This window comes from Chryseobacterium pennae, from assembly GCF_003385515.1.
Classification (GTDB): domain Bacteria; phylum Bacteroidota; class Bacteroidia; order Flavobacteriales; family Weeksellaceae; genus Chryseobacterium; species Chryseobacterium pennae.
Map to the genome: position 1 here is coordinate 25,252 of NZ_QNVT01000037.1, position 26,246 is coordinate 51,497.

General features: G+C 34.5%; 21 protein-coding genes and 1 pseudogene. 12 read left to right on the forward strand and 10 right to left on the reverse strand.

Features of this window, described 5'->3' with window-relative positions; genetic code table 11:
• Positions 1 to 15 precede the first annotated feature (15 nt).
• The gene (locus tag DRF65_RS28315) at positions 16 to 366 is read right to left on the reverse strand and encodes a helix-turn-helix domain-containing protein (protein WP_123947436.1); all 351 of its coding nucleotides are present in this window, start codon (positions 364 to 366) and stop codon (positions 16 to 18) included.
• Positions 367 to 921: 555 nt separating this feature from the next.
• Positions 922 to 2,799, reverse strand: a complete 1,878-nt coding sequence (locus DRF65_RS25780) for a hypothetical protein (protein ID WP_123947437.1) — start codon at positions 2,797 to 2,799, stop codon at positions 922 to 924.
• A gap of 510 nt (positions 2,800 to 3,309) precedes the next feature.
• On the opposite strand from DRF65_RS25780, the gene DRF65_RS25785 reads away from it, so the two are divergent.
• Entirely contained in the window at positions 3,310 to 3,756 is a 447-nt protein-coding gene (locus DRF65_RS25785) for a hypothetical protein (RefSeq protein WP_115973577.1), read from the forward strand.
• 152 nt (positions 3,757 to 3,908) lie between these two features.
• Here the strand turns inward: DRF65_RS25785 and DRF65_RS25790 are convergent, their stop codons facing one another.
• The gene (locus DRF65_RS25790) at positions 3,909 to 4,643 is read right to left on the reverse strand and encodes a GNAT family N-acetyltransferase (RefSeq protein ID WP_115973578.1); all 735 of its coding nucleotides are present in this window, start codon (positions 4,641 to 4,643) and stop codon (positions 3,909 to 3,911) included.
• A gap of 367 nt (positions 4,644 to 5,010) precedes the next feature.
• On the reverse strand, positions 5,011 to 5,271 hold the full coding sequence (locus DRF65_RS25795; RefSeq protein ID WP_115973579.1) for a hypothetical protein: 261 nt from the start codon (positions 5,269 to 5,271) through the stop codon (positions 5,011 to 5,013).
• Positions 5,272 to 5,457: 186 nt separating this feature from the next.
• Between DRF65_RS25795 and DRF65_RS25800 the strand changes: the two genes are divergently transcribed.
• From DRF65_RS25800 to DRF65_RS25835, 7 genes are all read left to right on the forward strand, one after another.
• Positions 5,458 to 5,721, forward strand: coding sequence for a helix-turn-helix domain-containing protein (locus DRF65_RS25800; protein ID WP_115973580.1), 264 nt, complete (start codon positions 5,458 to 5,460; stop codon positions 5,719 to 5,721).
• Positions 5,722 to 6,187: 466 nt separating this feature from the next.
• Positions 6,188 to 8,557, forward strand: a complete 2,370-nt coding sequence (hsdR, locus tag DRF65_RS25810; protein ID WP_115973582.1) for an EcoAI/FtnUII family type I restriction enzme subunit R — start codon at positions 6,188 to 6,190, stop codon at positions 8,555 to 8,557.
• Entirely contained in the window at positions 8,557 to 9,993 is a 1,437-nt protein-coding gene (locus tag DRF65_RS25815) for a class I SAM-dependent DNA methyltransferase (RefSeq protein WP_115973583.1), read from the forward strand. The genes hsdR and DRF65_RS25815 overlap by 1 nt, the downstream gene beginning before the upstream one ends.
• Positions 9,994 to 11,913 (forward strand): restriction endonuclease subunit S, encoded by a 1,920-nt coding sequence (locus DRF65_RS25820; protein WP_115973584.1) that lies wholly within the window; start codon positions 9,994 to 9,996, stop codon positions 11,911 to 11,913.
• Between the two features lie 928 nt (positions 11,914 to 12,841).
• Complete coding sequence (locus tag DRF65_RS25825; protein WP_115973585.1) at positions 12,842 to 13,255, forward strand: hypothetical protein; 414 nt, start codon at positions 12,842 to 12,844, stop codon at positions 13,253 to 13,255.
• A gap of 127 nt (positions 13,256 to 13,382) precedes the next feature.
• The gene (locus DRF65_RS25830; RefSeq protein ID WP_115973586.1) at positions 13,383 to 13,715 is read left to right on the forward strand and encodes a hypothetical protein; all 333 of its coding nucleotides are present in this window, start codon (positions 13,383 to 13,385) and stop codon (positions 13,713 to 13,715) included.
• Positions 13,712 to 13,948 carry a hypothetical protein gene (locus DRF65_RS25835; RefSeq protein ID WP_115973587.1) on the forward strand — a complete coding sequence of 79 codons (237 nt, stop codon included), beginning with the start codon at positions 13,712 to 13,714 and terminating at the stop codon, positions 13,946 to 13,948. Before DRF65_RS25830 ends, DRF65_RS25835 begins: the two co-directional genes overlap by 4 nt.
• Positions 13,949 to 14,272: 324 nt before the next feature.
• On the opposite strand, the gene DRF65_RS25840 is transcribed toward DRF65_RS25835, so the two are convergent.
• Positions 14,273 to 16,744, reverse strand: a complete 2,472-nt coding sequence (locus DRF65_RS25840; protein ID WP_115973588.1) for a TonB-dependent receptor domain-containing protein — start codon at positions 16,742 to 16,744, stop codon at positions 14,273 to 14,275.
• Positions 16,745 to 17,100: 356 nt separating this feature from the next.
• Here DRF65_RS25840 and DRF65_RS25845 point away from each other — a divergent pair, with 356 nt between their 5' ends.
• The 3 genes from DRF65_RS25845 (at position 17,101) to DRF65_RS25855 (ending at position 19,673) form a co-directional block, all read left to right on the forward strand.
• On the forward strand, positions 17,101 to 17,643 hold the full coding sequence (locus tag DRF65_RS25845; protein WP_115973589.1) for a helix-turn-helix domain-containing protein: 543 nt from the start codon (positions 17,101 to 17,103) through the stop codon (positions 17,641 to 17,643).
• 87 nt (positions 17,644 to 17,730) lie between these two features.
• The gene (locus DRF65_RS25850; protein ID WP_115973590.1) at positions 17,731 to 18,645 is read left to right on the forward strand and encodes a hypothetical protein; all 915 of its coding nucleotides are present in this window, start codon (positions 17,731 to 17,733) and stop codon (positions 18,643 to 18,645) included.
• Between the two features lie 197 nt (positions 18,646 to 18,842).
• Positions 18,843 to 19,673 carry a DUF2490 domain-containing protein gene (locus DRF65_RS25855; protein WP_115973591.1) on the forward strand — a complete coding sequence of 277 codons (831 nt, stop codon included), beginning with the start codon at positions 18,843 to 18,845 and terminating at the stop codon, positions 19,671 to 19,673.
• Positions 19,674 to 19,770: 97 nt separating this feature from the next.
• Here DRF65_RS25855 and DRF65_RS25860 read toward each other — a convergent pair whose 3' ends face one another.
• From DRF65_RS25860 to map, 3 genes are all read right to left on the reverse strand, one after another.
• A complete protein-coding gene (locus DRF65_RS25860) occupies positions 19,771 to 20,466 on the reverse strand; it encodes a hypothetical protein (protein ID WP_115973592.1) in 696 nt (231 codons plus the stop codon).
• Between the two features lie 242 nt (positions 20,467 to 20,708).
• The gene (locus DRF65_RS25865) at positions 20,709 to 22,241 is read right to left on the reverse strand and encodes a M20/M25/M40 family metallo-hydrolase (RefSeq protein ID WP_115973593.1); all 1,533 of its coding nucleotides are present in this window, start codon (positions 22,239 to 22,241) and stop codon (positions 20,709 to 20,711) included.
• Between the two features lie 108 nt (positions 22,242 to 22,349).
• Positions 22,350 to 23,114: a type I methionyl aminopeptidase gene (gene map / locus DRF65_RS25870; protein ID WP_115973594.1), complete on the reverse strand. Its 765-nt coding sequence runs from the start codon at positions 23,112 to 23,114 to the stop codon at positions 22,350 to 22,352.
• Positions 23,115 to 23,199: 85 nt separating this feature from the next.
• Between map and DRF65_RS25875 the strand changes: the two are divergent.
• Positions 23,200 to 23,355, forward strand: a pseudogene (locus DRF65_RS25875) (IS3 family transposase); the annotation flags it as partial.
• A gap of 318 nt (positions 23,356 to 23,673) precedes the next feature.
• On the opposite strand, the gene DRF65_RS25880 reads toward DRF65_RS25875, so the two are convergent.
• Both DRF65_RS25880 and DRF65_RS25885 read right to left on the reverse strand, forming a co-directional pair.
• Positions 23,674 to 24,228, reverse strand: a complete 555-nt coding sequence (locus DRF65_RS25880) for a hypothetical protein (protein WP_115973596.1) — start codon at positions 24,226 to 24,228, stop codon at positions 23,674 to 23,676.
• 1 nt (position 24,229) lies between these two features.
• Positions 24,230 to 26,246: RHS repeat domain-containing protein (locus DRF65_RS25885; RefSeq protein ID WP_133297838.1), on the reverse strand; the 2,017-nt coding region annotated here is incomplete at its 5' end.

Consider the following 26,246-nt stretch of genomic DNA (forward strand, 5'->3'; position numbering starts at 1 on the left):
TGGATGTCATTGGTTCTAATAAATTAGTGCTAGATCTACTACATTAATTCTTGTTTTTCTTACAGATAGGTTGATGGCTTTTAGGCGGCCGATACTGATTAAGAAATACACCATTTTAGTACTGCATTTTAATATTGCAGAAGTTTCTTTTACAGTGAGGTATACCGGATGGGTTACCGATGGATACTGTCGTTCTTCAATATTGCGTGCTTTATACTTGGCATAGCTTATTTTTGTATTTCGTTGTTCGAGTTTATAAGCTTTTTTATTGCAGATATTACTGCAATATCGGGTAACGGTTGTTTTGGCTATAAATTTTGTACCACAATATTGGCAGACTTTTTCAATTCTGATGTGTGAGCTCATGATCAGATTTTTTACGTCTTGAGAATAGTTATTTAGGCCGAAGGCTACAATAATGGCATTAAGTTGTCACTACACCCTTTATTTAGGGTCATTACATATATAAGGATGCAAAATTCATCCCAAAGTACAACCTAGTCTAATAAAAAATATTTGAACATTTTTTTCTTCGCTTCATTCAGATTGGTTTTTAAATTTGACATTAATTTTTAGAAATCAGCACACTTGGATTTGGAAAAATTAATAATTTCTCCAAATTAGGGGTAGATATAATCCAATAGTCTTTTTTATGAGTAAATTAATGACTATAAGAGGATATAAGACCCTGAAGTTCTATAGTAATTTTCTTTTTCTTTTGCTTAAATTTTGTGTTTTAGTGCCAAAAGGGGCAAGAAAAGGGGCAAAAAATGTAGCATTAGAACGTGTAAAATTGCATAAATTACATTAAATCAATAGGTTATAAAAATAGTCTCAAAAAACTTAAAAACCACAAATATCTATATATCAGTATTTTACAAATTTTATTTCCCTAACTGAATTTGATCAGTAACAATCAAGCTAATTAACCAAAAAATCACAGAACTTATAAAACTTTTTAAACAGAGCTAAAGTACTTTTTTTGTCATTCATCGCTGCAAAAACATAAATCAATTTATAAAATGCACCATATCCGGCATTTTCAATTAAGCATTTTTCCATCTGCTCTTTTGCATTTGGATTCTCAAGACAGCAAGCTACACCTAGGTAAAAATATTCAGAATTGTGTGTCTCCCAAAAACCTGTCTTTAGGAAACCTTGTTCCTTTGTTAATTGCACAAACATATCTATATTACCATCGACAAACAGTATTTTGTCTATCCATTTACGCCAAATCTCCTTGTCTTCAATATATATCTTATTATTGCGGTTGCTGAAAAGAGAATACACCTCCTGCAATTCTTTTTTGTCGGAAATTTTATCAATTATTTGAGAAAATTCCATTTGGGTTATTTTTCTATCCGCCAGATTATCGTCTGCATCAACAATGATTTCATTTTCTTTTTTGTTCATCTGACAATAAGAATCATATGCATCATAATAGTTTTCTATTACGCCTTGCTGATAATCAAATTTACCTTTAACTGACTCAACAATTCCACAGACCTTGGAAAAGCATTTCTTTTTAACATCATCATCATAAAAATCGCTCTTAAGTATTTCCATTTCTACTTTGAATAAAGATTGAGTATACTCTTTATTCTTGAAGCTCCACCTGTTCACCATTTCTTGCACTTTATCATAAGGAATCGCATTTGCCTTAATATCGTGGATTATTATTGCAATTAACGACAGATTCTCCACATGATTTTCCAGGTCCAGCTTTTGAAATCTTTTCCAGTACTTATAAGCAAGTTTTACATCATAACCTCCTAGGGCATCCAAAAAATTCAATATGCCATATCGGGTATGATCACCGTCCGTAACCTCAAACAATCTTAAGTTCAATAAAAATATAGATTCGGATAATTCCAAAACCTCTTCTCTTGTTAACCAGTTCTTTTCCAAAACCTTAGCAAATGATTCATTAAAGAAATCCGATATGAAGATATCTTTTCTCCATCCGTGTCTTAATTTGCTATTGATAAAAGCTTCCCTTATATAAAAAAGGCATTTTTCTGCATTAATCTGCGAAAACATCCCGCTCAGTAAAAAACAAGTGTCAATATATACAGAATAGTCAATTTTTACTTTTTTTAAAGTATTTTCATGTGGTTCCAGCTCCGCTTCAGTTACAATTTTTGTAAAATAAAGCCCATCAATCTTATTTAGATTTGTCAAAAATATAAAACTCTCGAAATCAATAGTTAGCATTTTGGTTAACTGTAAATAATCAGTTCTATTTGCCTTCGAATAGTAGAAGATATAAGCCCATAATCTTGATAGTACAGCCTTTATCCTTGGCTTGGCTGGATACCATTTTTTAAATCTATTTATGTAATAAATCAGATTTTTAGGTAAAGATCCTATTGCCTCAAATCCGTTTAAATATAAATCAAAAAGCGCGCAGTATTTAACTACATCATCAACAGCAGGAAAATCTCTTGCCGAGTTTCTCTCCCGCATAAAGTTGCTATCTCCAGCTATAATGTAGGACAGAGCGAAAGGATGTATATGTCTTTGAAAGCTATATTCACGGATATATCCCTGAAGAGGACGTACTGCAGTAAGTACATCTTCTATTTGCTTCTCGGTTACATTGATCTTTAAGAGCCTCCGGAAAAAGAAAACTGGCAAGTTGTTTAATTTCGGTCTTTTTCTAAACTTAATAATCCGATCAGATATAGCAGCTTGTAACGGAAGGTTACCAAAAAACAATGGCAAAAATTCCAATGTCGAAAGTAGATCCAGAAAGATGCATAATTCCAATTCATTTAATTCAGGAACTAATCCAAGCAATTCATTTCGGAAATGTTTGAAGCCCACAGAGAAATAGGATTTAATCACAAATTCCTTCGGAGACTGATTGTCAAGAAGCGAATTAGCATCAGTGTAATAATTCTTATAGGAACCACGATATTTACTTAAAAAAAAGGGAACATATGTATCTTTCCCATCCTCAAGCACCTTAAATTTATAAAATAATTGACCTTCCAGCTCCTTAAGATCTGTCACATTTTCGAAATTCCACATTTCATCCGTGCATGCAGTAATCACTTCTGCTGCTGCTGCATTTTTTCCTTTTTCATAAAAGGTCAATGCATTTCGATAGGTTGCAGTTATAAATTCCTTTGTATTTAATACATCGTCGTTCAGTAATACTTCTAATGTCTTATTCTTTTGACATGCTAAACTATCGATAAAAATGTATCAAAGGAGAAAACATCTGAAGAACCATACAGAGTTATTGAAGAAACTCAGCTAAACAAAGACATACTGGGCGTAATATCACCACACAGAAATCTCTTGATGGCTGCCCTGAACGAACTGATCAAAAAAGAATCTTTTAAGCTAGACATTCAAAATAATGAACGTACGTATGAACGCGGTCATTTATTTGTTGATATATTAGGCTATCCAAGTGTTGTTCTGTGGAGAGAAATAGGCTTTCATGAAGTAGAGATATCAGTTTGGTGGAAATACAATCATTCTTTGCACCCGCAAGCAAATCTGAAAGGTAACGCCAAAGAAAACTTCAGAACTTCAGAACCATTAGCTGATAAAAAGCACTACAAGAAATTTGTAGGAGCGGTTATTGTTGGATGGCTAGAAAGAAGAGAAGGAATATTTCTACAGGGGAAAGGTAATGAGGGGATTTTAAAAAAGTATGTAAGAAGAGGTGAAAAAACCGAATTAGAAGATGCACCTGTTGTAGATGCAATTGGTTTTGAGCCAACTGGTTTGTTTTATGTATAATCCAGTTAAATTTTATATTAGCTACAGCCTCTTAATTGACTGTAGCTAAAATATAAAAAAGATTGCGATTATAATCGTTCTCAAAATGTTTTGACGGATAACTTCAACATTTCTCTTCCAATTAATATTTCTTTAATCCAGTACTCTATAATCTACTTCCTATTTTTCTTTTCTGCATTAGACTCAATAAAATACTTACTTGTATCAATATACAAAAATGGATCTAACAGGACCTCTTCATTATTATCAAAATTTTTCACGCTATTCTCTTTAACCACTACGCCGTCTTTTGTAAGCCGTAAATACCAATCACCGTGACATGGCTGTAACACAGGTGGGGTATGTCTACTGATTATCCAACTCCATTTCGGCTTATTATTATTAATTTCACATGACTGCATTTCCCATAATTCCAACTTATTTTCATGTACTAATTCTACATTTTTATTAACATCAATAAGTGGCTTATAGTGGTAAAGATCAGATTCAGAATATCCTCTAGAAGGAAACTTTATAAAATTCATTTTTTTCCAAAAAGCCTCAGACTCTCTTGGTTCGCAATATAAGATTACTGCTTTAAAGCCCTTAGACTTGAAATATAGCTCCGCTAATTCGTATAATTTTTTCCCATACCACATTTTCCTAAAATTTGGATGTATTTCAAAAATGTCAATCTCGACATAACCGTTGTCGTTACTCGCTGCCCAAGAAATAAAGCCTACAATTCCATCATCAGTTGTACAGGTTATTAACTGCTGTCTTTGGTAAGATTTTTCAATCGTATTCCAATTACAATAAAACCCTTCTTTAGAAATATCAAATTCTCGCTTAAGCCATCCCTTTACTTCATTGAGCTGCTGAATATTTGGTTCAATATTTATTATCATGTTTATGGTAATGATTAATTAGACAAAAAAAGTAATTTCCTTATTAAAATTAGGCAGTGATAATTTTCGCAAATCTGCAATTAATTTTAAGTATAGCTCAGAGCTTCATCAAGGGGAAATGTTAGTTCTTGAAATTCAAAAGACTATAAGATATAGCGTCTACTCCCTTGCCCATTAGCAGATTACCACAAAGGTAGTAGATCGGAGCTTTACGTCCGTCAAACTACAACCATCCGTTACAGGGTCTAATAGCAATACTATAACAAATTCTCAACAGAATTTTAGTATAATCATACGTAATATTCATCTCTCAAATTAAAGATAAGACAACCGCCCCTCCTCTCTATTAATTATTAGTGGTATCAAATTACAATCTGTATCTTAAAGAGATTGCTCTCCATATATCGTTTGCAAAATCTTTGTCAACTTCAGAATGTTCAAAAAACCACTTGCTATCTCTCTTTACTAATTTCTGTACTACACCATCCAGTAGTAAATCTATTTCTACCATTTCCTTGGTTATTTCCTTTTGTAATAACTTTACTTGAAAATCTCTATTCTTATAGGTTATTCTAAATATCTGTCCTTTGGACCGATCATAAAAACGCGAATCAACTGTATCTTCCATAATTTGAATAGTAAATTTAGAAAATTAGCAACACAATAAAGAGGCTTATTATTATTTTTTGCCCTGCTTTTTTGAATAGCATAGGGTTACTGAACGGACATCTTAAGACAAAATAGGCACCACAAAGAACATCTTCCTTCTGTAGCGGTATTCGCATAGAATTTTGAGCCATACAAAATTTAAAATATGGAAATGGTATCAAAACAAGATCTTGAAATATTCAGAATAAGAATGATGTCAGATATACAACAATTATTGGATGCTAGTCAACGTCCAATGAAAGAAGAATTTGATTGGCTAAGAAGCAAGGCTATTCGTAAAATGATGGACATTTCTCCTGCGACCTTACAAAATTTAAGAATCACCGGAAAAATTCGCCACAAAAGAGTAATGGGTTCCTATTATTACAACAGGACAGATGTACAAAAACTGTTTGAAGATGAAAATTGATGTTTCAAAAAGAGGTTTGATATATCTTGATAACATTTGTAATGACCCTCGACTTACTGTCTGGCATATAAGTTTACTCCTAGCTATAATACGAATAGCCTATCGTCAAAATGAGAGCAAAATTATACGAGTAAGCCGAAGTAAGCTCATGACAATGTCGCATATCAATACAACCCCCACATATCACAAGTATTTTAAAGAACTACAGATGTTGGGTTACATTAAATATACTCCCTCCTATCATCCTGGCTATCGCAGTACGATAGAGTTATTAAAACAGTACTAAGTATTAAATAAAAACTTCAATATTCTCTACAGCTGAATATTGAAGTTTTTTTGTCGCCCTTTACCTTTTTCAGTTAATCCTAATTTAGCATCAAAATACCACCACACATATTAAGAATTTCAGTTTGTTTTAACAGTTTTGATTTTACTATATTTATGGATTAATAGCCAGAAAGTATTCATGAATAAAAAAAACTTATCTGAATCTGATATAAAAGCAAAATTTATCACACCTGCGATCTTAAAATCAGGTTGGGATGAGCTGACTCAAATTGGTCGTGAAATATTCTTTACCGATGGTCGAATATATGTTAAAGGTAAATTGACTGCAAGAGGTAAAAGGAAATTTGCGGATTACATTCTTTACTACAAGCCAAATGTACCAATCGCAATAATTGAGGCGAAAGATAATTCTCATACCTTGAAGAGTGGCATACAGCAAGCCTTAGGATATGCTAATACTTTAGATATACCATGCGTTTTTAGTAGTAACGGTGAAGGTTTCTACTTTCATAATAAAACTGCTACAAACGGAGAAATTGAAAAAGAATTGTCCTTAGACGAATTTCCAAGTCCAGAAGCTCTTTGGGAAATTTATAAGAAATATAAAGGTATCGAGAATCTAAAAGTTGAAGAAGTTGTCAAACAAGATTATTTCCAGAATGGTTCAGGACGAAGTCCAAGATATTATCAACAAATAGCCATTAACAGAACTATCGAAGCAGTTGCAAAAGGTTTGACTAGAATCCTTCTGGTAATGGCAACAGGTACTGGGAAAACCTATACAGCGTTTCAAATCATTTACAGGCTTTGGAAAAGTGGTTCAAAAAAAAGAATTCTATTTCTAGCAGATAGGACTGCACTGCTAGATCAAACTGCTCGTGGAGATTTCAGACATTTTAAAGATGCCTTAACCGTTATTAAACATAAGAAAATTGATAAAGCCTACAATGTTTATTTAGCATTATATCAAGGGTTATCAGACAACAAATCTGAAGATGCTTACAAACAATTTAGTAGAGATTTCTTTGATCTAATTATTATTGACGAGTGTCATAGAGGAAGCGCAAAAGAAGATAGTAAATGGAGAGAAATTCTTGAGTATTTTAATAAGGCAACGCACATTGGGTTAACTGCAACTCCAAAAGAAACAACCGAAGTTTCTAATATTGATTATTTCGGAGAGCCAATTTACAGCTATTCTTTAAAGCAAGGAATTGATGATGGTTTTCTTGCACCATATAAAGTGGTTAAGATTACGCTAGATATTGATGCCGAAGGCTGGAGGCCGCCAAAAGGATTTCTGGACAAAAATGGGAAAACTGTTGAAGATAGAATATATAGCAGAACTGATTTTGATAAAAATATTATTGTTGAAGAACGGAGAGCAATAGTAGCTGAAAAAATATCAGAGTTTTTGAAAGGCTATGATAGATTTGCCAAAACAATAGTGTTCTGCATTGATATTGAACATGCAGAAGGAATGCGAACTGCGTTAGCAAATGCAAATTCCGATTTATTTGCTCATAACAATAAGTATGTAATGCAAATTACAGGTGATAATGATGAAGGAAAAAGAGAATTAGATAACTTTATTAATCCTCAAGAATCTTATCCCGTTATTGCTACTACTTCAAAATTAATGACCACAGGTGTTGATGCTCAAACTTGTAAACTAATTGTTTTAGACAGCAATATTGGATCTATGACCGAATTTAAGCAGATTATAGGTCGGGGAACTCGTATCAATGAAGAATTCGGCAAGACTTATTTTACGATCATGGATTTTCGTAATGTTACCAATCTATTCGCTGATCCTGACTTTGATGGAGATCCTGTAATGATTAAACAAGTAAGTGAAGATGAGGATTTAAGTGATGTAGAGGAAGAAGTAATTGATGAAACTATTACTGATATTTTGGACGGAGAAGTAATTGATTTCCCTCAAGTTGAAGCTGGTGGTGAAATTGAAGAAAATATGAGACGTGAGAAAGTTAGAGTAGATGGTGTTCAAGTAAAGATTGTAAATGAGCGTGTACAATATTTGGGATCAGATGGGAAAATTATTACAGAAAGTTTGAGTGATTACACAAAAAGCAATATAACTAAGCAATATCAAACCTTAGAAAAATTTTTGTCATATTGGAATAGTGCAGAAAAGAAAGAAGCTATTATTCAAGAATTGGAAGAACAAGGAATTTTCTTTGAAGCATTGAAGGAAGAAGTAGGGAAAGATTTTGATCCCTTTGATCTAATTTGCCACTTAGCTTTCGAAGCAAAGCCATTAACGAGAAAAGAACGTGCAAATAACGTTAAAAAAAGAAACTATTTTACAAAATATGGTGACAAAGCACAGGCCGTTTTGAACAGTTTACTCGATAAATATGCGGAGGAAGGATTGTTAACTATCGAAAGTACAGAAGTTTTAAGACTTGATCCTTTAAATAAATTAGGAACGCCTATTGAACTCATTAAAGCCTTTGGAGGAAAATCACGATATTTGCAGGCTTTAAAAGAATTAGAAACAGAATTATACAGTGGTATAGCATAATGGCAAATATAGGGGCAGTAATATCAAGCATTAGGAATATAATGCGTCAGGATAGAGGAATATCAGGTGATGCTCAACGATTAGAACAGTTGGGATGGATGCTTTTTTTGAAAATAATTGATGACAAGGATCAAGAACTCGAAATATTAAAAGATGATTACATATCAGTAATACCCGAAAAATTTCAGTGGAGAAACTGGGCGTCAGATCAAGAAGGAATTACAGGAGATGAGTTGCTAGAATTTATAGATAGTACTGCACAAGATAATAAAGGACTTTTCTCTACTTTAAGTACGCTAACCAATCCTCAAAACCCAAAAAGAACAAGTATTGTTCAGCAGATTTTTGATGGTACCAACAACTTTATGAAATCGGGTTACGAAATGCGTAAAGTTATCAACGAACTTAATAAAATAGATTTCAATAGTTCAAAAGACAAACAAGTTTTCGGAACAATTTACGAAAGTATTTTAGTCGAATTACGTGATGCAGGGAACAAGGGCGAATATTATACTCCAAGGGCTGTTACCAAATTAATGACAATGATGACTGACCCAAAATTGGGTGAGCGAGTGTTGGACCCAGCAGCCGGAACAGCAGGATTTCTTACAGAAGCAATTGATTATGTAAGGGATAATTATGTAAATACCGTAGAAAATGAACGGTTTTTACAAACAAGCATTACAGGTTGGGAATTTAAACCTGTTCCATTTGTATTAGGGTTGACCAATCTTATTCTGCACGAAATAGAAGTTCCTGATTATCATTATATAGACAGCTTAAAGGTAGAATATAACAGCATAGGAAGAAAAGATCAGGTAGATGTTATATTGGCAAACCCTCCTTTTGGGGCAAGTATTGCTGATGGAGTCGAAACTAACTTTCCAACTAATTATCGTTGTAAGGAATCAGCAGACTTATTTGTAATATTGATACTACAACTTTTAAAATCAAATGGTAGAGCCGCTATCGTTTTACCTGATGGTTCAATCACCGGCGAAGGTGTTAAAGCCAGAATCCGAGAAAAATTATTAACAGACTGTAATCTTCATACCATAATACGTTTACCTCAAAGCACTTTCTTCCCGGCGACGGTAAGCACTAATTTGTTGTTTTTTGAAAAAGGAAGCAAAACAAAAGATATTTGGTATTATGAACATAAGTTACCAACAGGGCAAAAAAGCTACAGTAAAACCAAACCGATACAATTTGAAGAGTTTGGGCCATTGATACAATGGTGGAATAATCGCGAAAAAAACCAGCAAGCTTGGAAGGTAAATATTAAGGATTTAAAAGATTGGAATTTGGATATCAAGAATCCCAATTCATCAATTGAAGAAACAAGTCTATCTACTAGCGAAGTAATTAAGAAGTTATCTACTTCATTTGCAAAATCTCAATCAGTAATCCAAGAGTTAGAAAATCTATTGAAATAAATGAAAAAAAGATATTTAATAAAGGATTTTCTAAAGAGGTTTAAAAGACCTGTTCAACTTATTCCTGATAAAGATTATAAATTAGTAACAATTAGTTCAAAACACAGGGGAATTAAACTTCGAGAATTAAAAAAAGGCAGTTTGATTAAATCCAATATGTACGAAGTAAAAGCAGGTGATTTTGTACTTTCAGGAATAGATGCAAGAAACGGAGCGTTTGGAATAATCCCACAGGAACTAGATGGAGGAATTATTACCAATGATTTCTGGTGTTTGCAAATCAACGAAAATGTAATTTCTAAAGAACTATTTTTAGAGTTAACCGCTACAACTTGGTTTGATGACTTATGTAATAGAGGTAGTGATGGCACTACAAATAGAGTTCGTCTTCAAAAAGATAAATTTTTCAGTCAAGAAGTTCCCTTGCCTTTAAAAAACGAACAAAAGCATTTACTTCATAAAATTCTTTCAATAAAGCAGAAATCTGTAACGCTTACCCAAGAAATTGAAAACCAAAAAAAACTTCTTTCACAATTTAAACAAGCCACTTTGGAAGAAGCTTTACAAGGAAAATTGACAGAGAAATGGCGTGTAGAAAACCCTGATATTGAAGTAGCTTCGCAACTACTAAAACGCATCAAGGCCGAGAAATCGCAGCTTATCAATGAAAAAAAGTTAAAAAAAGAAAAAGATTTAGTAACTATTTCGAAAGAAGAAATTCCATTTGAAATTCCTGAAAATTGGGTGTGGTGTCGATTGGGTGATATAGGTCTCATAAATCCAAAGAACAATGAGAAACAAAATATAGAATCTTCATTTATTCCAATGGAATTTATCAGTGATCATTACGGAGTAATTCCAATTTATGAATCAAGGCAATGGAATGATATTAAAAAGGGTTATACTCATTTTGCTGAAAACGATATTGGTTTTGCAAAAATTACTCCTTGTTTTGAAAATTCTAAAGCAGCAGTATTTAAAAATTTAAAAAACAATATTGGAGCAGGAACAACCGAATTACATATTTTTAGATGTTTGCCAGAAAACAAAGTTATATGCAACTTCATTTATGCAATTTTTAAGTCTACTGATTTCTTAAAAAATGGAGCAGCGGTCATGACAGGCTCAGCAGGTCAAAAGAGAGTTCCAAAAGAATACCTCCTAAATAAGATTATACCACTTCCTCCATTTGACGAACAACAGGCCATTGTAGAAAAAATAGAAAATATAATGGCGCAATGTGCCATATTGGAAAAGAAAATCGCCCAGAGTGAGCAAAATGCCAAAATGCTGATGAAAGCTGTATTAAAAGAGGCTTTTGAAAATAAGGAGCGAAAAGATGTAGATGAAGTGCAAATGGATAGAAGTTTACAATTGGCTTTAATGCAGATAATGTTTAAGCAAAAATTAGGAATAAATTATGGTGAGGTAATCATGCAAAAAACGGCATATAATTTAGATCATCTTTACCGTAAACAATCATCTTTTTTTCCTTACTCATTTCAAAGTTGTAACCACGGCGCATTTTCTGTACAATTACGAGAAGAGATAGAAACAAATCCATATTTGACGACAAAATCTGCAGAAAAAGGAAATGTAATATGTGTAGACCCCGAACAAAATTCAACAGTACTAGCTGCTTTTTCGAATCCAGTTTACACTGATTATATACATTCTCTTACGCAGCTTTTGGAAATTTATTCCCTACCAATTATTGGAAAAAAATCAGAGCAAATCGAATTGTTTAATACTGTATTAAAAATAGTGAATGATCTGAACATTACAGATATAAATACTATATACTCGACAATGGAGAAGTGGGAGATTGAGCAAAAGGGCTTCAAAACTAAAGCAGAAAAATTTTCAAAATTACAGACGGAAAAAATATTGCTATTTATAAAAAACCTTCAATTAACATAACAACAGTATTACAAAGATTCCATTCATAAAAATAAAGACTATCTGATATTTATGAATTTATTCATCAAGACAAAAAACTTCAATATTCATTATAACTGAATCTTGAAGTTTTTATCAGCCTCCTGATCAACCATGATAATTATCTGTCAGTCACGAAAATAAAAATTTGTATCTTTACAAAAAACAAAATGTTGTTCTTTGGAGTCGTTAAAGAATAATTTTTTCATGGATTTTGTTATAAATATTTGTTGGCAGAATCATGGCAGGAGTTTAAAAATGCTTAGAAATGAGGTTTTAAAGTGTGTGGAAGAAGACGGTTCGAATCCCTCCTCTTCCGCTAAGACATAAAAACGCAATTTGGAGTGTGTAAATACAGTTGTGGCAGAATCGTGGCAAAACGATTATACAACGACTGGAAAACATCACTAACAGGGCTAAAAACGAAATAAGTTCGAATCCCTTCCTCTCTGCAAAAAAAAGTCTTAGGTTTTACACTTAAGACTTTTTTGTTTTCACACCCTTTTAAACATTTGACTGCCAATAATTTGTGGATTAATTTAACACAACGTTTTATGATAAAAATCTTTATACCTTAAGGAAGCTAAGAGATGTAGCTATGTCGCTGATGAAGCGATTTGGTTTATGCGTCAGCTTAGAAAGAATCAATTCCATTGATTCCAACTTTGCTCCCTAAAATCTACAGAATATAACAGTAAAACTTTGTGTTTAAAAAATATTATCATTCTGTATGAATGCTCAGGTCCTCTTACCCTTTTTTACTAGTTTTTTTTAAATCTTTTCAGAATATCAACTTTCCATTCATCTAAGTATTTCTACTCAAGTCTACAATTGGTTGTTTATACTCTACATTATCCGTTTTGTTCTTCGTTACTTTGGTCTATAAAATAACCACAAAAACCAATTTAAGATGACATCAACAAGCGTAAATGCCAATTCATCCGGCCAGTTACAACTGGGTGGCGGAGCACAATTCTGGGTATATCTTTCCCCTCAAAATGAAACCGCTAAAATGATTTCCAAATGGCGCGTAACATTCTCACAGGGAAACTGGAGCGATTCTATCTCCAGCGATAATCCCACAAAACAGATCCAGACCCCAAATCTATCAGGGATCTTTGAGATTAAAGTAGAATTATTAAGTGGTTCTACGGGTACATGGAGACAAATTCCCCCTCAGGCAGGAAGTCACAATGAAATAGGCTGTAACTCCAACTGTGCCTCTATGGTAGGTATTGTGGCAGACAGCACCAATCCTCCTATTGGAGCTATTAATGCCCATTTCTGGACTACCTGGGATGCTATGTGCAGAACAGGAGTATAACATAAATCAATCATTATAACCAAGTTTACTGCGGTATTTTTTTAAAATATCGCAGTTTTGGTTTTAAGCTACAACATAGGATTCATCCTTTTCCTTAAATTTGCAGGGTCACTATAATTCAATGTATATGTATAAAATAAAGACAGCGCTTTCTTTGCTGTTTTGTTTAAGCGCTTTTCTTTTCCCCCATCTCACAAAAGCAAGTGCTTACTGGATGGAAATTCATGGAACGGGAAAAATAAAATATCAGGTTAAAATTGAGGTATGCTATGGTTTTATTGATGATCTCAGTGAGCGGCACCGCTCTACCGGTCCAGAATTTCAGAGAATCAAAGATTTTAATTTTTTTCTTTACAATGCAAAGGGAGAAAAATTAAAAATTGAGTTGCAACTTATGGGAGATCACTGGGTAGGAACCTTTATTCCGAATCAGGAAGGAACCTACAGGATTTTAGAATGAATGACCAACAGCCTGTCTTGGTACGGTCTCAAAATCCACAGGAAAATGTGCGGCCTATTGATTTTATGTGTGGGGCTTATCAAGTGGGAATCCCATCCAGTAACAATCCTCCGCTTCCATTGATGGATATAAGACTTTTTGAAAAAAATGGAATTTACACTATTTTCCCATACCGTGATATGAAACCGGCAGAGAAAGGAACAGTGCTGAGGATTTTTAACCCTGAAAACTAGGAAAAGAACATTCTGGTAAACGAAAACAATAAAGCTTTCTTTAAACCCACTATGCCCGGACTTTATATAATCAGGCAGGATTGGCAGGACAATACTCCTGGAATATTCTTGGGAACTTCTTACGCAAAGATAAGATACCGTAATAATTATTGCCTTTGGATTAATTAGGAGGACGGAAGCGGGAAGATGGAGGATGGAAGTTATCTTAAACGGTAAATTGAATAAACATCCATCAATGAAATAAAAGCACAGAAAATCATTATAAATAAAAGTCCCGGATCTATGAACCCGGGACTTTTTGTTATCAATTATTAAAATCTTATTTTAGAATTTCAAAGAAACACTTCCTAAGAAACGGGCTGGTGCCTGTGGTGTTAAACGTACCGACCAGGCTTTTTCATTGGTTATATTATCAAATTTTAATCCTATCCTGTATTTCGGCTGGTCATAGAAAATCCCTAGGTCAAACATTGTATAGGATGGGATAATCACTTTAGCAGTCTGGGTATTGGTCTGATAGGAAGAAGATCCCATATTTCCACCTCCTCCTATTCCAAGGCCTTTTAATTTGCCTTGCGGGACCCTGTAGCTGATCCAGAAGTTGAACATATTCGCAGGACCGGATAATGCAGGTCTTAAACCATTAACGGAAGGATTGGCGTTCGTGAATTTACTGTCATTGTAAGCATAACCCGCCACAATATTAAGCCCATCAAAAGGATTGGCTGTTAATTCCGCTTCAAATCCTTTACTCAGCTGAGTTCCGTCCTGTATAGAATAATTGATATCATCCGGGTTGGTTCTTAATATATTATCAACACGAATGTTATAATAACTTAACGTTCCCACAAGCCTGTGGTTGAAAAGATCTCCTTTTACTCCCAATTCCAGCTGATTGGCATATTCCGGTCTGAATGAATTCCCATTGATATCTACTCCACTTACATTATTGAAGCCGTTCATATAGTTCCCAAACAGGGAAACTTTATTCTTCAGGATTTCATACACAAGCCCCAGTTTAGGAGAAAGTGCCGTCTGTGCATAAGGTCCTGTCTGGGTTCCGCTGTTACTCAACCCTCCTTTTATTTGTCCTGTAGCAATATCGTAGACCCCTTTAAACTGAAAACGGTCTACTCTCAGACTGGCCATTACCATTAACTGATCCGTTACATTGAAGACATTCGAAACATAGGCAGCATAAGTATTGTCACTATTATTCTCTCTTCTGGCTACAGAAGTAGCGGTAAGGGCATCAATGGTATTCTGATTAACTCTGAAATCTGCTGAAGGATGAACGAAATTAAACACTTTTGTATTGGTATGATAACGGTCAAAATGATTAGAATTGTTATAATAATCCAAGCCCACCACCATTCTGTTTCTGAAACGCCCGATATGAAAGTCTCCGATAAAGTTCTGCTGAATATTTGTTGCGATAAAGGAGGTAGTTCCTACCATTACCTGAGCACTTGCTGTAGAATCTGTTTTTCCGTTAATGGCAGAAATATAACCATTAATTGTAGATCTTGCACGGGATATAATCGTCTGGGAAGTCCAGTTTTCTGAAACTTTATAGTTCAGTTGGGCAAAGATATTCATCATCTGCGTTTCATAAGCAAGATCATCACCCAGGAAGTTTTTGTAATAAGAAAACTTCATATCTGCAATAGACTGTGTTTTGTTACTTCCTGTATAAGGATTAAAACGTACTACAGAGGTTCCTTTAGCCTGATTAAACTCTACATCCAAAAGAAGCGACATACGGTCATTGATCTGGTATGAGAAGCTTGGGGCAATAGCCAATGAATTGGTGAATCCTAAATCCTGAAAGCTTTTCTCAAAAGTTCCGGCAGCATTAAGACGGAAAAGAGCTGTCCTGTCCTTATTCACCGGAGTATTCACATCTACTGTCAGACGGTTGTAATCCCAGCTTCCGCCAACATAGCCTACTTCACCACCAAATTTATTGTAAGGTTTTTTCGTGACACGATTGTAGACCCCACCATAACTGCTTGCCACACTCTTCCCGAATAATGTTGCGGAAGGTCCTTTTATGGCTTCAATACGTTCTAAATTAACAGGATCAATTACTGAAAAGGCAGCTCCCGCCACCCCATTTCGAGCGTTAGGTTCTGTTTCAAATCCTCTGGAACGAAACGTTACTCTCCCCTGATTGGCAATCATAGGAACACCGGCACCCGGAACGTTTTTAGAAATACTTCCAAGATCTACTGCTACCTGCTCCTGAAAAAGTTCTTTGGTCACAGTATTGTAAACCTGAGGGTTTTCCAGATTTTTTAAAGGAAGCCTTGCAACGAATCCGCTTTCTTTTTTAGAAAATCTGTTCACATTTTTCATGATGACCACCTCTTGTATGGCCTGGATATTTTCTTTGGATAACTGATAATCCAGCGCAGTAGTTTCCCCTGTTTTTACCTCAACAGGAATACGTATTTCTTTAGATCCTAAGATCTGCAATTTTACAGTATATGAACCTGCATTCACATTTACAAAGCGATAGTTTCCATCATCATCGGTCAATATCTGTCTATCTGCCTCCAATAAAGAAACTGATATCGCTCTTAAAGGCTGCCCATCTACCATATTAACCTTACCGGTTATACCACCCTGTAGATCCTGTGCATCTATTAGGGTTAAGCATGTCAGGGAAAAGAAGAAAATCAGAAATGGTTTAGACCATTGTATTATTTTACCTGTTAAAATGTTCTCCTGCTTTACTTTCAAGACAGGAGGTATTGACTTCAACGGAAGCTCACATTCATTTGATTGTATCATTTTTCAGCCTTATTTAAAATAATTATAAATAAAAGTGCAAAAATAAAGGATAAACAAGTTTTCACACCATACTAATTTGAATTATTCTAAATAAAAGATAAAAATCATCATTTCCCTTTTGAATGATTCTTTTAAATTATTGAGGTAAGAATTTCTATCACTACCCTCTACAAACCAGTTCAAAGTCTTTTTAAAATTAAAATATGGACTTTTCCACATTTTACCAATAAATTATCCACAAGTTATCCACAATCGAACTTGCATCAATTTATTGAAGTGTAAATGCAATAGATTATTACGTGAATAACCCTTTTTACTAAATTAGCCGCCAGTTACAAACTCACAGTTATCAGATCATGAAAAACCAGGTTAAAATTTTGAGGGATAAAATGAATATGACTCAGCATGAACTTGCTGAGAAATCCGGACTTTCCCTTCGGACCGTTCAAAGGATTGAAGGTGGAAGCATTCTTAAAGGGTTTACTTTAAAAACACTGGCTCAGGCTTTGAACACCCACCCTGAGAATCTTATTGTTATTCCTGAAGAACAAATTGACATTCAACAGGCCAAAACCATTAATTTTTCTGCTCTTGCCGGTCTCATTATTCCATATGGAAGTATTATTCTTCCTGCTATTTTAACCTATCAGACCAAAGATTTCAAAAGCAGAGAGCTTGGGAAAAGTATTATCTGCATACAGATCATTATCTCAGCTATTTTTTCTTTATTAATGATTATCTGCCCGTTTATACAAAAGTTTCTTTCACTCAAATTTCCACTTTTTATCATTCCGTTAATTCTATTTTTAGTTTTAAAATTATTGATCATTATCAAGAATGGAATCAGTTTAAACCAAAACCAGGATTTAAGTATAAAACTGAAAACCAACTTTTTATAATCAAGGACATAAAAATGTCGTAAAACTGTCGTATTGTTTTTGTGCAAAAGCCACGTAAGATTTCCGAATCTTGCTTAAAAAATCAGCATGAAAACATTTAAGAAAATTGTGATATCTGTTTTAATGATCATTGCTATTGCAGGATTAAGCGGATATCTCTACTTTGATCAGAAATTCACTCCTGAAAAGAATTATTTAAGGGTTGAAGATGAAAGCGGAGCTGTACCCATCAAATGGATGGGAAATGATAAAAATGCCCTGATGGTCCCCATTCATTTTCCTAAAGACACCACAACTTATTATCTTCAGTTTGATACAGGAGCTGCAGACACGGAATTTTACAGTAAAGCAATACAAAAGCTGAAAGGAATCTCCTTCAGAAATGAAAGGGCGATATCCTCATTTTATATCGGTCAGTCGAAAATTACATCTGATAAGATCAAAATATCCAATACAGGAAAAGCTTTGGAAAAAAATGATCCTGTTAAAATTATAGGAACATTAGGTGCTGATATTCTTGAAAACAGGAAAACAATGATCAATTTCAGAGATCAACATATTGTTTTCAATATGTCCCAAGAGCCGGATGAGTTTCGGAATAATCTTATTGGTTTTAAATTCAAAAAGAGGAAAATCATTATTAACGGCAATTTAAAAGGAAAGGATGAAAAATTCCTGTATGACTCCGGAACCAGTGCTTATGAATTGCTTACAAGTAAGGAAAACTGGGAAATCTTAAGACTGCCGCAGTCAAAAGTTAAAACGGAAAAAGCTCAGTCGAGGCCCCATATTTTAATAACTCATACAACAGAAAGTCATGAGTTGATTGGTCTTGGAAACAGAGATATTCTACTCAGTGAAGTTACCTATGTAGAAGGATTTTCCCAGACTCAATATATGCTGATGAAATTTTCCGGGATGACAGGAATGCTCGGGAATAAAATCTTTTTAAATAACAGAATTTACATTGACTGTTCTCAGGAAAAAATGGGGATTGAATAATTGTATTCCTAAATCTTTCCAAAGTCGTCTATTTATTTTGTCATGTTTTTAAACAGTATTTAAGGATTTTGGATAAACATTATATTCATAAAGCCCTATAAATTTGTTATGACAAAATATTTTCTCTGCGCATCTTAGATATTTTCATCTAACCTTATGATTTCGCAGATGTTAACTTTAATAATAAAGCAGTTATCATGATGTTCGGTGTAAAAAAAGTCTTCATTTTATTAAGTATCACAGGTTTTTTAGCAAGCTTTGTAAAAGCACAGATCAGCCCACCAGGCCTTGGAGATGCCAACACTGCATTCTGGTCAGCGTTTGGAGTGAAACGTAATCTTGATTCTTTGGGAAAGAAGCAAACCATGAGCTATATTGCTATAGGACGTAAAAGCAGCCCTGACAATGATAATCTGTTTGCTAAACAGGCTATTTTTGTGTTAAACCACGAGTTTTATCATTCTTTTACTCCTCATCAGCAATACAGTTATGCTTTAAGCTACAGACGACAACCTGAATATGAAAAGGAATCTCCTTATGACAGGGAAAATATAGAACAAGAATTCAGAATTTATGGCCGGTATGCCTATACTTTTGATCTGAGTAAAAAATTTAAACTTAAAAATACAGTTCGTCAGGAATTCAGAAAGTTTTTTGATGCTGATTTTCATAAAGTGGATGAAGATTTCCAACTCAGAACGCGTGTCAAAAGCCAACTGACCTATAATTTATCTCCAAAGAATAATCAGAAGCTGGCAATAAGTACTGAAGCATTATTTTCTATCAGTCACTTCAACGAACATGACCAGCACTGGAATTCTTTCGGATACCGGGAACTGCGGCTGGCGGCTTATTATATGTTCAATATCCCCAATTCTCCTTTTACAGTAGATATTGGTTATATGGATGATCTGATCAGAGGAAGCAGAAGTATTCATCATGGTGGGGTACATTATTTTGCAGCAGATCTCATCTGGAATATTCCTTATAAAAAGAGAGAGACCAACGATCAGGATCATCTTGATTAAAATAAATCTAAAAATCCCAGTCATTGCTGACCGGGATTTTCGCTGGAAAATATAAATTATCCGTAATATAATTAAGTATGAATGTTGGTGTAAAATTTTAGTTGCAAAGAGTCAGAAACTGGCGGCTCATCTGTACCTTGAATTTAGCTTCTGCCCTTGACTGGGCATAAATGGTATGTTCATAAGCCTGAATGATCTTTAATTTCTGATCGATAAATTCTGCGATCTGTACAATGGAGAAAATAAAATCTCTGTACAGCGCTATATCTACGGTCTGTCCATAATACGGAAGATAAGCTTTAAGAAAAGGAATCGTCATCTGATGTCTGTTATAGCTCACACAATATCCGGCTCCTTCACGGGAAGTTACAATATCATAATCATTGATGTAATCCAGAATATTTTTATGACCACTCAGGGCTTCTTTATTTTTTGAGCAATGGCGGTTGATCTTATCCAGGATATGCTGGGCATATTCCATCATGGAAATAGTTTTCCATTCAAAAACATGATTCATTCCTTTTTGGGGTGATGCACCATGTTCACAGCCTGTACAGAATGAAATACCTATCTTTTCATGATAGGGAAAGAAACAATCTTTAATTTCAATGGTGGCATCTGCCTGCAGGCTGTCATCAGCAAAATTATAATAGAGATAAGCAGCATATAAGCCTGCAAGGGTCTTCAGATAATCTGCCTCACTGGTATTATGATATTCTTCAAACCATTTTTCAAGCTGATCATAATAATGGTTTTCAAAGTCGTTAAAGTTTAAGTAAAATGGCAATTCCATAGCTCTGTAATTTTGATAGGACAAAGCTATTACCGTAATGCGACAAAACTTGACGTATTATTTTTTTTCTGAAAAAAGAAAAAGAAATCTGAAATGAGAAACTTTGATCAGTAATTAACAATTCTAAGCAATTAAATATCAATTACAATTCCACTTCTTATAAAAATCAACAAGTAAAACAAACTGATTAACAACTAATTGATATATTTATCCGGCTAGAAACACATCTTACACACCTCGTCCTACTTATCATAATTCTTCATCATAAACTCAAAATAATGGATCATTTTCAGGTAGTTTTCTATGCTCAGATATTCATTGGTACTGTGGATACTTTGCTGTTCGGCACTATTGATCCTGATCGGCATGAATCTGTAGACGTTTTTGCTTACAATTTCGTATTTCCCGGCATCGGTTCCAGCCATTGTAAGATAGGGTGAAACAATAGCTCCGGGGTAAATTTCTTTAACTCCTGCTTCAATCAGTTTGAACGCTTTTGTATTGGATGGAGATACTGACGAAGCTTCTCTTGTATTGTCGATTTCTTCAATTTCAACATCAAAACCCTGGGTTGCTTTTGCGATATGGTCACGAACATCTTTCACTGTATTTCCGGGAAGCAGTCTGAAATTAACAACAAATTCAACTTCGGGAGAAAGCACATTGGTTCCGTCACTTCCTTTCATCATCGTTAACGCTGTTGTAGTTCGTACCAATGCATTGGTTGTATTACTTTTGGTTAGTTGTGAGATCAACAACGGTTTTAAAAGCCACTGATTAGCCAAAGCCAGCCTTGTTGTAAAGGGCATTGCTCCGCCTATATTATCAAAAAAATCTTTTACCAGTGGAGTGATAACAGGTTTCATCTGATCATCTTCCAGTTTTTGCATAATAACGGCTGCTTTTCCTATAGCACTTTCCATAGGTGGCATTGAGGAGTGCCCCCCCAGTCCTTTTACTTTTATTTTTGCAGATAGAAAGCCTTTTTCAGCACATCCTACAACTGCTACATCCGCATCTACTCCTGCTACATTTCCTTTTTTCATGATCAATCCGCCTTCATCATATACAGCATCGAACTTCAATCCTTTTTTCTTAAAATAATCTGCAATCTGAATGGCTCCATTCTTTCCACCTACCTCTTCATCGAAACCAAAAGCTAAATAGATATCTCTTTGAGGAATCTGCTTGCTTTTAATCAGATTATTCATAGACTCCATCAAAGAGAAAAGCATTCCTTTCATGTCTATTGCTCCCCTTCCATAGATTCTTCCATTGGCCACTGCTCCTGAAAAAGGGGCATATTCCCAATCTTCAGCAACTTTTGAAACTGACTCGGAAGGTTTATCATCCGGTCTGAAAACATTTTCATCTGTATTTTTTATATCAGCATCTCCCGGTGGAACTACATCCATGTGGGAAAGAAACAATATGGGTTCTAATGCTGAATTACTTCCTTTAAGCCTGAAAACCAGTCCGTATTTATTAACCTCTATGTTTTCGGTATTTTGATATACTAATGGATAGGTTGTTTTCAGATATTCTTTAAACTGATCAAAAGGGGCATAATTAAATTCGCCCAAACTACCTGTAGAAACGGTAGGAATCTTTATCCCTCCGGAAAATCTTGATACTGCGGAATCATTTTTTACAGGCTTCCATCCTTCTCCGGCTCTTGATAGATTTTTCTTAAAAGGATAGGTGTATGTTTTAATCAATACTATCGCTGCAAGAATAACGAGAATTCCAAGAATGGTTAAAAGAACTTTTTTCATAGTGAATAGTTTATGAATGGTTTGGTTCTTTAAATATAGCAAAGTATTTTCTCATTAACAATTTTAAAGCAAAGGGTTTCAGGAAAGGAAGTCGGAGGATGGAAGATATCAGTTCAGGATTTCATTCATTTGGGTCAGAATGATTGGTTTTCCATCAGTGATTAAAATAGTATGTTCATGTTGTGCCATATAGCCGCCTTTGTTCCCTACCATAGTCCAGCCATCTTTTAATTCTACAGCAAGATTTGAGGAAGTGGAAATAAATGTTTCAATAGCCACCACAGAATTTTTCTTAAAACGTCTGGTATCAAAACGGTTTTTATAATTTAGCAACTCATCAGGTTGCTCGTGTAAACTTCTTCCTACTCCATGTCCACCGAGGTTCTTAATAACTTTAAAACCTCTTTTCTTCGCTTCTGTCTCCATTAAAAATCCAATATCAGCAATTTTCACCCCTCCTTTAATGTTATCAATGGTTTTTTGAAGAATATCTTTGGAAGCTTCTACCAATTTCTGATGCTGATTGACATCTTTCCCTATCACAAAAGAACCGCCATTATCAGCCCAATATCCGTTGAGTTCAGCGGAAACATCAATATTGATAAGATCCCCTTCTTTCAAAACTCTCTGATCGGTAGGAATCCCGTGGCAAAATTCATTATCTACGCTTATACAGGTCCATCCCGGAAATCCATAAGTAAGATAAGGTGCAGATTTGGCACCGAAACCGGCGAGTATTTTGGCCCCATATTCATCAAGCTCTTTTGTAGTCATCCCTGGCTGGGCATATTGTGTCATTTCTTTTAAAGTATAGGCAACCGCCTCACTTACTTTTTGCATTCCGATTAACTGATCATCGCTGGTAATTGACATGATATTATTTTTTGATTGGATATAAATTTCAATACTAAAAGATATTCATAGGTACTGAAAAAGACAAAGTTAAAGAATAAAAATTTGTTTTATTAAGAAAGTAGAATTGAAAAGCATTGAGGAATTAAAAAAGGAAATAAAAGAATACATACATTATTACAATAATGAAAGAATTAGACTCAATTTAAAAGGAAAGAGTCCTGTACAATACAGAACTCTTTCTTATCAAAATATTATTTAAGTTTGTCTAAACTTTTGGGTGCAGTCTAATTGCGGTGGATTTATTTTTATCTGCCACACGATAAAATCGTGCGGGAGCGGGGTATAGCCCCGCTGTTTTCGTAAACTCTTTAGCTTTTCCATCATGATTTTTTATTCACTACAACAAATATAAAAAATTCAGCCCTTTTATTCTATACCTAAACATTATCCCAAAGATTTATTTCTATTGTTCTGTTTTCATTTACAAAACAGAACAAGAAAACCACCGCAATTGCGGTGGTTCTATTATTGTCATTATAGCGCAAACGTCACGCTTGCGACAGCAATGGGGATCAGTTTAGTCTTTTTTAAACTTTGCGATACACTGCTCAATAAATTGAGGTTGTGTAAATATCACTTTTTTGTCATTTACATACATAAATAACGAATCGTTTTTAACTGCATTGAGTTTTTTATCATGAACCTTTAAAAGAAAAATTACCTGATAATTACCCGTTCTATCTTTTTTTGGTTCCAGATGACTTACACTTTCTGCAATTTTTATTTCATTTTTCATACTATCGTCCACTTTTGCATATTGTGATTTGATTGCATCTAAATCATTTACTGCTTTAAAATTTTCAAGTTCTTTTATTAGCTGTTCCTTTCGTTTAATTAATATCTTCAATCTCTGACTAGAATATTGAAATAAGAGATCAGCTTCCTGCCATTCCATTAAAGTATCATATTTTGCAAGATGAATGGATTCTAAAGAAGAACCATCTTGTTTAAGCTCTTGTGTAATTTTTTTCTGAATCGATTGGGTTAATTCTTCTTTAAAGCTTTCAGCCTTATCTTTTCTACAAGAAAGAATAGTGAATAGAATCAATATATAAATTATTTTAGTCTTCATATTATCTTGGTGTTATTCTTTTTAATATAGAATCAGCTTGCTTATCAAGTCTAGCATTAATAGCATTAACACTACCTACCATTGAATCCTTTTGACTTCTTGACATATTAGTTTTATGTACATCCTGAGTTTTAACACCGACACCGGTTATTCTGTCTCCAGATCCTCTATAAATATTAAGACCAACTGCTTGGGAACCATAAAAACTAAGTGTGTCCGAATTTACTGGGTCACCTGTAGCTTTAGAAGGTTTATACAAATCTATCAACGACATAGCATCAACCATAAAATTCATCAAGCTTGGCGCTCCTTTATCCCCTCTGCTCAAACCATTGTGTATGCCTCCAAAGTAACCTTCTACATCAACTACTTTGTCTATATCTGATCTAAAGAAAGGATTTGTACCACCACCTATACCTGCACCTCCTGGATTTGAATAATAATCTCCACCCTCATTTCCTAAATGAGAAATATCTCTGTCCAGTTGAAGTCCACTAGAAACAGTTCCCCCAAGTGTCTCATTTGAAAAATTCACCATCGCTGTTGACAAATTATCTGGCATATATTCCGCTGTTCCGCCTGCATTGAGTCTCACATAACCAGCTTCTCCTTCAGCTCCAATCTTAGCATCTGAAATTACCGAGCCATTTTTAGCAAATGCATCTGCTCCCGCAGCTTTTGCCTGAGCGGCTGTCGTAATATTCGCATTATATGTCCATTGATTATCCTTCTTAATCCAATCTGATTCTGATCTTCCGTCCGGATCGATAAATCTTATAGGATTATTTATAGCATAATTATAAGGTGAAAACCTCCTGTTAATTTCCGCCAGCGGATCCACAACACCCCATCTACCAATATCCGGCATATAGAATCTTGCACCGTAATCATACATTCCACTCTCCTGAAGTTCCTTTCCGTTGTACTTGTAATTATAACTTGGATTACCTCCTAATATATTATACCCTTCATGTTTCAACCCAAAAGGATAATAATTATTTTCCTCAAGAACTTCTATTCCCGTACCATTTTTGAAATAACTCAATCGTACATTTCCTAAATGATCTGCATAATTGTAAATATACTTATTATTTTCAAAATTAAAATACCCTTCTGAAGTAGGAACAAATTTCAAGCTTGCTTCTGTATATTGGAAACCATCCAGATAATCTGTAGCTAAGCCAGCCGTTCCTGATTTTTTAACCTTTGTTCCATCCGCTCTGTAGATATAATAAGTTGTTTTTGAATCTTGGGTAACCTGTTGAGGCAAATTCAAGTAATTATATTTGATGGATGAGATTTTTTTATCCGGATGAGCGGTCATATTGCCATTGGCATCATAATCTATAGGATTACCACCGGTAGGATATCCCGAAAAATTCCCGGATGCGTCTGATACAGAAGCTAATCTATTGCCATTGTATGTATAATACAATTGATCTATCTGTATAGGATTATTACCATCTGATTGCCCATATCGGTCTAACCGGATAATATTACCATTAAGGTCATATTGCAGCCATTCGTTATAAGCACTTGTAATTTCTACTGTTGAACCCGGTTTACTATAAAAAGCATGAAACATTCTGTTTAAGCTGTCATAACTGTAATTGTACCTCCTATAAATACCATCTGTAGAGGTTTTCCAGTCGACCTCTGTAATATTACCATTAAACCTGCCTATTATTGATGCTGGATTGTTATACTTCATTTTATATCCGAATAAATCTCCATTAAGATTCGAAGGATCATTGATCTGGGTCATCCAGCCTCTGATATTATACTTGTAATCTACGGTTTGTAAAGGATTGACGATATCTGTTCCACCTACTTTTTTAGATTCCAGCTGGGAAAGTTCATTGTATGTATTCTGGGTGAGGATTTCCACAGGATTGGAATTCACCTGATGTTTGTGGACAAGCAGCCTGTTCTGGTGATCATACTCAAAGTTTTCTGTGATCACTGTTTCTGTATCGGTTGCTAATCTTTTATGTCTGGTAACAACATTTTGAGCTACT

Excerpts from the sequence above, each read along its gene's own strand:
- DRF65_RS25845 (WP_115973589.1), top strand. The coding sequence starts at position 17,101 with ATGAAAAACCAGGTTAAAATTTTGAGGGATAAAATGAATATGACTCAG.
- DRF65_RS25830 (WP_115973586.1), top strand. The coding sequence starts at position 13,383 with ATGTATAAAATAAAGACAGCGCTTTCTTTGCTGTTTTGTTTAAGCGCT.
- DRF65_RS25835 (WP_115973587.1), top strand. The coding sequence starts at position 13,712 with ATGAATGACCAACAGCCTGTCTTGGTACGGTCTCAAAATCCACAGGAA.
- DRF65_RS25850 (WP_115973590.1), top strand. The coding sequence starts at position 17,731 with ATGAAAACATTTAAGAAAATTGTGATATCTGTTTTAATGATCATTGCT.
- DRF65_RS25860 (WP_115973592.1), bottom strand. The coding sequence starts at position 20,466 with ATGGAATTGCCATTTTACTTAAACTTTAACGACTTTGAAAACCATTAT.
- DRF65_RS25825 (WP_115973585.1), top strand. The coding sequence starts at position 12,842 with ATGACATCAACAAGCGTAAATGCCAATTCATCCGGCCAGTTACAACTG.
- DRF65_RS25820 (WP_115973584.1), top strand. The coding sequence starts at position 9,994 with ATGAAAAAAAGATATTTAATAAAGGATTTTCTAAAGAGGTTTAAAAGA.
- DRF65_RS25800 (WP_115973580.1), top strand. The coding sequence starts at position 5,458 with ATGGAAATGGTATCAAAACAAGATCTTGAAATATTCAGAATAAGAATG.
- DRF65_RS28315 (WP_123947436.1), bottom strand. The coding sequence starts at position 366 with ATGAGCTCACACATCAGAATTGAAAAAGTCTGCCAATATTGTGGTACA.
- DRF65_RS25865 (WP_115973593.1), bottom strand. The coding sequence starts at position 22,241 with ATGAAAAAAGTTCTTTTAACCATTCTTGGAATTCTCGTTATTCTTGCA.
- DRF65_RS25815 (WP_115973583.1), top strand. The coding sequence starts at position 8,557 with ATGGCAAATATAGGGGCAGTAATATCAAGCATTAGGAATATAATGCGT.
- DRF65_RS25790 (WP_115973578.1), bottom strand. The coding sequence starts at position 4,643 with ATGATAATAAATATTGAACCAAATATTCAGCAGCTCAATGAAGTAAAG.
- DRF65_RS25785 (WP_115973577.1), top strand. The coding sequence starts at position 3,310 with ATGGCTGCCCTGAACGAACTGATCAAAAAAGAATCTTTTAAGCTAGAC.
- DRF65_RS25795 (WP_115973579.1), bottom strand. The coding sequence starts at position 5,271 with ATGGAAGATACAGTTGATTCGCGTTTTTATGATCGGTCCAAAGGACAG.
- DRF65_RS25880 (WP_115973596.1), bottom strand. The coding sequence starts at position 24,228 with ATGAAGACTAAAATAATTTATATATTGATTCTATTCACTATTCTTTCT.
- map (WP_115973594.1), bottom strand. The coding sequence starts at position 23,114 with ATGTCAATTACCAGCGATGATCAGTTAATCGGAATGCAAAAAGTAAGT.
- DRF65_RS25840 (WP_115973588.1), bottom strand. The coding sequence starts at position 16,744 with ATGATACAATCAAATGAATGTGAGCTTCCGTTGAAGTCAATACCTCCT.
- DRF65_RS25855 (WP_115973591.1), top strand. The coding sequence starts at position 18,843 with ATGATGTTCGGTGTAAAAAAAGTCTTCATTTTATTAAGTATCACAGGT.
- hsdR (WP_115973582.1), top strand. The coding sequence starts at position 6,188 with ATGAATAAAAAAAACTTATCTGAATCTGATATAAAAGCAAAATTTATC.